The sequence below is a fragment of the Rhizobacter sp. genome (assembly GCF_031412075.1).
Lineage (GTDB): Bacteria > Pseudomonadota > Gammaproteobacteria > Burkholderiales > Burkholderiaceae_C > Rhizobacter.
In genome coordinates this window covers 1-9,501 of the sequence record NZ_JANOCG010000029.1, presented here as the reverse complement: position 1 = coordinate 9,501, position 9,501 = coordinate 1, and the positions used below count along the sequence as shown (strand labels likewise).

Here is a 9,501-nt window from a genome sequence, read left to right as displayed (position 1 = left end):
AAGGTCATGCTCACGCACAGAACCTGAATGACAGCGGCGTGAAGGTCACCGTCGGTCTGCGCAAAGGTGGTGCTTCGTGGAGCAAGGTCGAGAAGGCTGGCCTGAAGGTCGCCGAGATCGCCGATGCAGTGAAGTCGGCTGACATCGTCATGCTGCTGCTGCCCGACGAGCAGATCGCCTCGGTCTACACGAACGACGTCGAACCCCACATCAAGCAAGGTGCCTCTTTGGCATTTGCTCACGGGTTCAACGTGCACTACGGCCAAGTGGTTCCGCGTGCCGACCTCGACGTGTGGATGGTCGCGCCCAAGGCCCCTGGCCACACCGTGCGCTCGACCTACGCCCAAGGCGGCGGCGTGCCTCACCTGATCGCCGTGCATGCCGACAAGAGCGGCAAGGCGCGTGACCTGGCACTGAGCTATGCAGCAGCCAATGGCGGCGGCAAGGCCGGCGTGATCGAGACCAACTTCCGCGAAGAAACCGAAACCGACCTGTTCGGCGAGCAGGCCGTGCTGTGCGGCGGTGCGGTCGAGCTGATCAAGGCGGGTTTCGAGACGCTGACCGAAGCCGGTTACGCGCCTGAAATGGCTTACTTCGAATGCCTGCACGAGCTCAAGCTGATCGTCGACCTGATCTATGAAGGCGGTATCGCCAACATGAACTACTCGATCTCGAACAACGCCGAGTACGGCGAGTACGTCACCGGCCCGAAGGTGGTGACCGAGGCGACGAAGAACGCGATGCGCCAGTGCCTGAAGGACATCCAGACCGGCGAATACGCGAAGAGCTTCATCCTGGAGAACAAGGCTGGTGCGCCGACGCTGCTGTCGCGCCGCCGCCTGACGGCCGAGCACCCGATCGAGCAAGTGGGCGAGCAGCTGCGAGCCATGATGCCCTGGATCAAGAAGAACCGCCTGGTCGACCAGTCGAAGAACTGACCCTCGGCCCGACTGGAGCCGATAAGCCGCAGGGGAGACCCTGCGGCTTTTTTGTGGCCCGCTGCGGTATCCTTCCCGACCCAATCCGCTCGAACAGGTTCATGAACGTAATGCACGACGGCGAACAAGCGCTGGCAGATTCCGAAGACGCGCCGCCTCGTCCGCGCCGCAAAGGCATCTACATCCTGCCCAACCTGTTCACGCTGGCCGCGCTGTTCGGGGGCTTCTACGCCATCGTGATGGCGATGAATGGCCGCTTCGAACAATCGGCCATCGGCATCTTTTGCGCGATGGTGCTCGACAGCCTCGACGGCCGCGTGGCGCGCATGACCAACACGCAGAGCACCTTTGGCGAGCAGATGGACAGCCTGTCTGACATGGTGTCGTTCGGTGCGGCCCCGGCGCTCATCATTTATGAGTGGGCGCTCAAGGGGATGGGCAAGCTGGGCTGGATCGCGGCTTTTGTCTACTGCTCTTGTGCGGCCTTGCGGCTGGCGCGCTTCAACGCCAACCTCGCGGTGGTCGACAAACGCTTCTTCCAGGGATTGCCGAGCCCCGCTGCTGCGGCGTTGGTCATGGGCTTCATCTGGCTGATGGACGACCTGGGATTCAAGGGCGGACGCGAAGGCGAGTGGTTGCAATGGACGGCGTTTGCGTTCGCGCTCTACGCCGGTCTCACCATGGTGACCAACGTGCCGTTCTACAGCTTCAAGGACGTGAGCTTCAAGCGCTCGGTGCCTTTCATCGTGATCGTGGCCATCGCCTTGGGCATTGCCTTCATCACGCTGCACCCGCCGTTGGTGTTGTTCGGCTTGTTCGTGGTCTATGGCCTCTCGGGCTATGGCGTGTATGCCTGGAAACGTGTCAAAGGCCGCCCGGTGAGCGTGATCGCCACCTCGATGGATGAGCCCGACGAAGAAGGACTGCACCGCTGAAAAGCTGCGTGCTACATTTGCGGCCATGACGTTCTTGACCACTTTCACGCTAGCCCTACCAGAGGTGCCACGGGCTCGCTGATCGTTCACGTCTATTCGTTTTCGCTCTCAACGGCCCGTATGCAACCAGCATCGGGCCGTTTTGCTTTGTCGAGCGTGTGCTGGTTGTGATTCCACTCACTGGAGATCGCCATGATGTTGAAACAACCGCACGTGAAGTACCGGCCTTTTGCTCCCGTCGCCTTGCGCGATCGCACGTGGCCCGACGCCGTGTTGACGCAAGCGCCGATCTGGCTGAGCACCGACCTGCGCGACGGCAACCAGGCGCTGATCGAGCCAATGGATCCGCAGCGCAAGCTGCGCATGTTCCAGATGCTGGTGCGCATCGGGTTCAAGGAGATCGAGGTCGGCTTCCCGTCGGCATCGCAAACCGAGTTCGACTTGGTCCGCATGTTGATCGAGCAAGACCTGATTCACGATGACGTGACGATCCAGGTGCTGACGCAGGCCCGCGAGCCCCTGATTCGGCGCACCTTCGAGTCGTTGCGAGGTGCCAAACGCGCCATCGTCCACCTCTACAACGCCACGTCGCCGGTCATGCGCGATGTGGTCTTGGGCATGGACAAGGATGGCGTGGTCGCCCTGGCGGTCGAGCATGCGGAGTTGATGAACCAACTGGCCGCGAAGCAGCCCGAAACGGCCTGGCGCTTCGAGTACTCGCCGGAAACTTTCTCCGACACCGAACTCGACTTCGCCAAGCGCGTGGTGGATGCCGTCACCGAGGTGTGGCAAGCCACGCCAGAGCGCAAATGCATCATCAACTTGCCGACCACCATCGAGCGCTCCACGCCGAACGTGTTTGCCGACATGGTCGAGTGGATGCACCGCTATCTGGCCCGGCGGGACGCGATCGTGCTCTCGGTCCATCCGCACAACGACCGTGGCACCGGCACGGCCACGGGTGAGCTCGCCTTGATGGCCGGCGCCGACCGAATCGAGGGATGCCTGTTTGGCAATGGCGAGCGCACCGGCAATGTCGATCTGGTCAACATTGCGCTCAACCTCTACACCCAGGGCGTGGCGCCGGGCCTCAACTTTTCAGACATCGACGAAGTGCGCCGCTGCGTCGAACACTGCAACCAGTTGCCGGTGCACCCGCGCCACCCGTATGTGGGCGACCTGGTCTACACCTCGTTTTCCGGCTCGCACCAGGACGCCATCAAGAAGGCGTTTGCGGCCCGCAAGGAAGGCGACGTGTGGAACATGCCTTACCTGCCCATCGACCCCAAGGATCTCGGTCGCAGCTACGACGCGGTGATCCGCGTCAACAGCCAGTCGGGCAAGGGTGGCATTTCGTATCTGCTCGAGAACGAGTACGGTCTGGAGCTGCCGCGCCGCTTGCAGATCGAGTTCAGCCAAGTGGTGCAACAGGTGATGGACGACAGCGGCAAGGAGCTGACCGCTCCCGAGCTGTGGAACATCTTTCAACGCGAATACAGCGTGGCCGGCGCCTGGGGCGCGCAGGTGATCCACGCCACGATCTCGGAGGCCCCCCACGGCCAGGTGCGCTTGAGCACCGCGGTTGAACTGGGCGGGCGGGGCCTGGGTGTCGAAGGTGTGGGATCGGGGCCGATCGAGGCTTTTGTCGAAGGGGTGAACCGTCAGCTGTCGACCAAGCTGCGGGTGCTCGACTACCACGAGCACGCCATCGGCAGCGGCGCCGATGCCAAGGCCGTGGCCTACCTCGAAGTGCGCATCGGCGATGCGGTCACGCTGTTTGGTGTGGGCATCGACGCGAACATCGTCTCGGCCTCGCTGAAAGCCATCACCTCGGGCCTGCACCGCGCCATGCACCAGGGTCACCTGCGTTTTGCGCAAGCCGTGCTCGCCTAACATACGGAAAAGTCAACAGGAGTCAGCCATGACCGACAAACTCATCATCTTCGACACCACCTTGCGTGATGGCGAACAGTCCCCCGGCGCGTCGATGACCAAAGACGAAAAGCTGCGCATCGCGCGCCAGCTCGAGCGCCTGAAGGTCAACGTGATCGAGGCGGGGTTCGCAGCCTCGTCCAACGGTGACTTCGAAGCGGTGAAAGCCATCGCCCAGGCCATCAAGGACAGCACGGTGTGCTCACTGGCGCGCGCCAACGACCGCGACATCGCGCGTGCGGCCGAGGCGCTGCAAGGTGGCGCCTCCACCCGCATTCACCTGTTCCTGGCCACCAGCGCCTTGCACATGGAAAAGAAGCTGCGCATGACACCCGACCAGGTGTTCGAGCAGGCACGTTTGTCGACCCGCTTTGCGCGCAATCTGTCGGGTGACGTGGAGTTTTCGCCCGAAGACGGCTACCGCTCCGACCCCGACTTCCTGTGCCGCGTGCTGGAGGCAGTGATTGCCGAAGGTGCCACCACCATCAACATCCCCGACACCGTGGGCTACGCCATTCCCGAGCTGTACGGCAACTTCATCCTCGACCTGCGCACACGCATTCCGAACGCCGACAAGGCGGTGTGGTCGGTGCACTGCCACAACGACCTGGGCATGGCGGTCGCCAACTCGCTTGCCGGCGTGAAGATCGGCGGCGCGCGCCAGATCGAATGCACCATCAACGGCCTGGGCGAGCGCGCCGGCAACTGTGCGCTCGAAGAAGTGGTCATGGCGGTGCGCACCCGCAAGGACTACTTCGACCTCGCGCTCGACATCGACGCCACGCAGATCGTGCCGGCCTCGCGCCTGGTGTCCCAGACCACCGGCTTCGTGGTGCAGCCGAACAAGGCGGTGGTGGGGGCGAATGCCTTCGCCCACGCTTCGGGCATCCACCAAGACGGTGTGCTCAAGGCGCGCGACACCTACGAAATCATGCGCGCCGAAGACGTGGGTTGGGCCGCCAACAAGATCGTGCTGGGCAAGCTCTCGGGCCGCAACGCCTTCAAGCAGCGGCTGAATGAGTTGGGCATCGAGCTGCATTCCGAGGCCGAGGTCAACGCCGCATTTGCCAAGTTCAAGCAGCTGGCCGACCTCAAAAGCGACATCTTCGACGAAGACATCCTGGCTTTGGTGATGGACGAGTCGGTGACCACCGAGAACGAACACTACCGCCTGCTCGCCCTGTCGCAGCGCTCCGAAACCGGCGAGCGCCCGCATGCCAAGGTGGCGTTTTCCGCCGGTGACACCGAGCACCACACCGAGAGCGACGGGAATGGTCCGGTCGACGCGAGCCTGAAGGCCATCGAGTCCAAGCTGAAGAGTGGCGCCGAAATGCTGCTCTATTCGGTCAATGCCATCACGTCAGGCAGCACAGAATCGCAGGGCGAGGTGACGGTGCGGCTGCAACTTGGTGGGCGTGTCGTCAACGGCGTGGGTTCCGACCCCGACATCGTGGTCGCGTCGGCCAAGGCCTATCTCGCAGCGTTGAACAAGCTGCACAGCAAGAACGAGCGCGTCGCTGCCCAGGGGTGATATTTGTCACAGACCTGACAATTCCTAAGTCACACTTGAGGAAAATCGCGCAAGTTTTTGATATTGCAGGTTTTTTTCTTGTCACTTACACTCGGGCGACTGAGCGTCAAGGGGTTGTTGTGATGCGGTTTACCCAAAAGTCAGCGTTGTCCGTTCTGCGTGGTCTGCTCGCGCTGACGATCGCTGTCTGTCTGCCCCTCTCGGCAGGGGCAGCGGCCAAGCCGGCCAAGAAGCGTGTTGCGCTGGTTTCCAACGCCCCCGCCTTCAAGTCAAAGGCGGTGGTGGTTCGCACCTCCAAGATCAAGCGCACCAGCCTGCGCACCCGTGCGCGCGCAGTTCCCGAGAGGCCTTCGTTCGGCCAGGTTTATGGCTTGCACTCGGCGGCCGACCCGCTCGACCTGAAGTCCAGCGTCGCGCTGGTGATGGATCAAGAGACCAATGAGGTGCTCTTCAGCAAGAACTCCAAGGCGGTGCTGCCGATCGCGTCGCTCACCAAGCTGATGACGGCGCTGGTGGTGGCCGAAGCCAAGCTCCCGCTGGACGAAGTGCTGACCGTCAGCCAAGACGATGTCGACACCGAAAAGGGCAGCCGCTCCCGCTTGAGCGTAGGCACGCAGCTCACCCGCGGCGAGATGATGCACCTGGCGCTGATGTCGTCTGAAAACCGCGCTGCGCATGCGCTGGGCCGCCACTACCCCGGCGGTATGGGCGCGTTTGTGGTGGCCATGAACCGCAAGTCGACCGAGCTGGGCATGGCCGACACTCGCTACGTCGAGCCCACCGGCCTGTCCAGCCACAACCAGTCGAGCGCGCGTGACCTGGCGACCCTGGTGAAGGCCGCACACAACTACCCGCTGATTCGCGAACTGTCGATCTCGCCAGAGTACGAAGTGGCGGTGGGTCGCCGCCAGCTGCAGTTTCACAACACCAACCGCCTGGTTCATAACCCCGAATGGAACATCGGCCTGCAAAAGACCGGCTACATCTCCGAGGCCGGGCGCTGCTTGGTCATGCAGGCCAAGCTGGCGGGTCGTCAAGTGATCATGGTCTTCCTCGATTCGGCCGGCAAGTACTCCCGCCTGGGTGATGCCGAGCGCGTGCGCAAGTGGGTCAGCGAGCGTGCGCCGGTGGTCGCAGCCCCGGTGCTGTTGACGCCTCCGACGTTGGTCGCTCCCATTTTTGTGACCCCTGCGGCGGTGCCCATGCCCGAGCCGGCTCCGGCAGCGGCTGAGCCGGTCGTACTTGAGGTGCCCAAGATCACGTCCTGATCGACCCTCGTTCCCAAAGTCAAAGAGCCCGGCATGCCGGGCTCTTCGCATTTCGGGTGTTGCGGTTTATCCGCGGTGACCCAGTGCCGAAGAAATTTGCGATGCGGTGGACTTGAGCCGCTCCAGCCAGCCTTCTTCCAGGCGATCGGCCGGTGCCGAGATCGACAGGCCGGCAACCAATTTGCCTTGGTCGTCGAAGATGCCGGCGGCCATGCAGCGAACACCCAGCTCCAGCTCTTCGTCGTCGCGCGCTGTGCCGTATTGCAAGACCTTCGAGAGCTCACGCTCCAGGGTGTTCGCGTCGGTGATGCTGTTGCGCGTGTGGCCCGCCAAGCCGGTGCGGGCGGCGTAGGCGCGCACGCGTTGCGGGTCGTCATGGGCGAGGAACAGTTTGCCCACCGAAGTGAGGTGCAGCGGCGCGCGGCCGCCGACGGCGCGCACGACCTGCATGCCCGAACGTTCGCTGTAGGTGCGCTCGATGTAGACGATCTCGTCGCCTTGGCGCATCGACAGGTTCACCGGCTGATGGGTCAGCTTGTGCAGCTCGCGCATGGGGCCGAGCGCCGCGTCACGCACGTCCAGCCGCGCTTTCACCAGGTTGCCCAGCTCCAGCAGGCGCATGCCCAAGCGGTAACTGCCGGCCTCGGGACGATCGACGTAACGGCCGACCGTGAGGTCGTTCAAGATGCGGTGTGCGGTGGACGGGTGCAGCCCGGTCTGTTCGCTGATGAACTTGAGGGACACCGGATCCTGGTGGGAAGCCAGCAGATCCAACAGCGAGAACATGCGCTCAAGCACCTGAATCGCGGGCTTTTGATCCTCTTTGCTTTTCATGCGGGCATTTTGACGCAGTTCGCCTAGATTTTGCATCGCGAAAATTCACGCAATGGCGGCCGCAGCTCCCATTCCCGAACGCATGGCGCCTTCCAGCGTCGCCGGGTAGGGGCCTTGGATGTAGTCGCCTGCGGCCAAGAGGCCGGGCAGCACGTGTTGTGGCGGCCGCAGCAGCTGGGGCGTGCACAGAAAAGTGGCGCGCTTTTCGGTGGTGCTGCGCAGCGTTTCGATGGGGTTGCGCAGATGGGCGCTCAACGCTTCGCGTGCCTGCTTCAGTGTGGCTGCGGTGGTGGCGTCCAGACCTTGTGCGACCCAGGCGGCAGCACCGCTCACCACGAAGGCGAACACGCCATCCAGCCCGCTGATCGCACCGAGGTCGAACACGAACTGCGCGGGGCGTTGCGCGTCACTTCGCAACGCCATCATCGGCTGCGGCAGGCGGCTGCCGGGGCTGCGGGCGTAAACCGTGATGATGGGTTCGTAGTGCAGTGCCCCGGCTTGGCGAGACCAGTCGGGCGCAAGGGGCCAGGTCAGCCGCGCAGCTTCGTTGGCGGTGCAGGCCAGTACCACGGTGTCAGCGGATTCGCCGTTGACGCGCCAGCCATCGCCTGAACGCTCCAGCGTGTCCACACGCTGCGACAGGCGAAGCGAGGCGCCCGACGCCGCCAACCAGCGTGCGGCGGGTTGCGGCCACAGCTGGCTCAGGCGCAGCTTCGGCAGTAGCAGATCGGCTGAACCGGGCCCGGAGAACAAGGCGTCCTTGAGCACGCGCAAGAACACCGCGCCGCTGGCGTGTGACGCGGGTGTGTTGAGCGCGGCCACACAGAGCGGGTCGAGCAACTCGTCGCGCACGGCAGCGGGCAGGTGCGAGGTCAGCTGGGCGACGGTCTGCGTGGGGTCGCAGCGAAAGCGATGCAGCGCCCAGCCCGTGGCCGTGAGCAGCAGTGCTTGTTTGTCGCGCCAGCGCCAGCCGGGGTAGCGCAGCACGGCGCTGGCAAACGCGAGGATGGGCGAGCCCGGCGCGAGTTGCAGGCCCGCCCCGTCGGGATAAACGACGCGCAGCGGCGTGCGCAGAAGGGCCCGGTCGATGTCGACGCCCACCAGCCGCATCATGGCCAGCGTTTGTGAATAGGCGCCGATCAAGATGTGCTGGCCGTTGTCGAGCAGCGCGTCGCCGAAGTCGACCTCACGCGCACGTCCGCCGAGTTGCGGCGCCATCTCGTACAAGGTGACCCGATGGCCGCGCCGTGTGGCCTCGACCGCGGCGGCCAAGCCTGCCCAGCCGCCCCCGACAACGGCCACGCGCCGCGCTGCCCCCATCAACCGCCCCGCCAGTTGGTGCGCAGCGCGATCCACAGCTTGCGCAGCGGCGTGAGCGAGATGCGCTGGTGCAGCACCTGGAAGTTGGCGGCCTCGATCTCGCGCAGCAGCGTTCGGTAGATGTTGGCCATCATCAGGCCGGGTTTTTGCGCGCGCCGGTCGGCTTCGGGCAACAGGGCCAGGGCTTCGTCGTAGCAGCGATGCGCCCGCTCGGCCTGAAAGCGCATCAGCGCGGTGAACCGATCGCTATAGCCGCGGTTCAAAATCTCCTGCGCCTTCACCTCGAACTGCTGCAGATCCGACACCGGCAGGTAGATGCGGCCACGGCGCGCATCGTCGCCCACGTCGCGAATGATGTTGGTGAGCTGCATCGCCAGGCCGAGCTTGTGCGCGTATTCGATGGTGACGGCCTCGGAGCGGCCGAAGATCGCCGAGGCCACTTCTCCCACCACGCCTGCGACTAGGTGGCAGTAGCGCGCGAGGCCCGGGAAGTCGAGGTAGCGCGATTGGTCGAGGTCCATCTGGCAACCTTCGATCACAGCCAGCAGGTGTTCGGCTCGGATGCCGAAGGCCGCCACGTGCGGCATCAAGGCCTTCATCACCGGGTGGGTGGCCTGGCCGTTGAAACTGGTGGCCACTTCCTTGCGCCACCAGGCGAGCTTGGTGGCAGCGACGCTCGGGTCTTGCACTTCGTCGACCACGTCGTCGACCTCGCGGCAAAACGCATAAAACGCCGTGATCGC

General features: G+C 64.0%; 8 protein-coding genes. 5 read left to right on the top strand and 3 right to left on the bottom strand.

The window, feature by feature from the left end:
* From ilvC to pbpG, 5 genes are all read left to right on the top strand, one after another.
* Positions 1-938, top strand: a 938-nt coding sequence (gene ilvC, locus RMO40_RS00920; RefSeq protein ID WP_309715049.1) for a ketol-acid reductoisomerase, incomplete at its 5' end; no start/stop codon positions are given.
* 110 nt (positions 939-1,048) lie between these two features.
* A complete protein-coding gene (gene pssA / locus RMO40_RS00915) occupies positions 1,049-1,873 on the top strand; it encodes a CDP-diacylglycerol--serine O-phosphatidyltransferase (protein ID WP_309715053.1) in 825 nt (274 codons plus the stop codon).
* A gap of 195 nt (positions 1,874-2,068) precedes the next feature.
* A complete protein-coding gene (leuA, locus tag RMO40_RS00910; protein WP_309715051.1) occupies positions 2,069-3,766 on the top strand; it encodes a 2-isopropylmalate synthase in 1,698 nt (565 codons plus the stop codon).
* Between the two features lie 28 nt (positions 3,767-3,794).
* A complete protein-coding gene (locus tag RMO40_RS00905) occupies positions 3,795-5,336 on the top strand; it encodes a 2-isopropylmalate synthase (RefSeq protein WP_309715047.1) in 1,542 nt (513 codons plus the stop codon).
* 122 nt (positions 5,337-5,458) lie between these two features.
* The gene (gene pbpG / locus RMO40_RS00900) at positions 5,459-6,604 is read left to right on the top strand and encodes a D-alanyl-D-alanine endopeptidase (RefSeq protein ID WP_309715045.1); all 1,146 of its coding nucleotides are present in this window, start codon (positions 5,459-5,461) and stop codon (positions 6,602-6,604) included.
* Between the two features lie 66 nt (positions 6,605-6,670).
* Here the strand turns inward: pbpG and RMO40_RS00895 are convergent, their stop codons facing one another.
* From RMO40_RS00895 to hpnD, 3 genes are all read right to left on the bottom strand, one after another.
* Entirely contained in the window at positions 6,671-7,438 is a 768-nt protein-coding gene (locus tag RMO40_RS00895) for an IclR family transcriptional regulator domain-containing protein (protein ID WP_309715043.1), read from the bottom strand.
* Positions 7,439-7,483: 45 nt separating this feature from the next.
* Complete coding sequence (gene hpnE, locus RMO40_RS00890; RefSeq protein ID WP_309715042.1) at positions 7,484-8,740, bottom strand: hydroxysqualene dehydroxylase HpnE; 1,257 nt, start codon at positions 8,738-8,740, stop codon at positions 7,484-7,486.
* A gap of 17 nt (positions 8,741-8,757) precedes the next feature.
* Positions 8,758-9,501 (bottom strand): presqualene diphosphate synthase HpnD (gene hpnD, locus RMO40_RS00885; protein ID WP_309715040.1); only part of this gene is annotated, 744 nt, incomplete at its 5' end.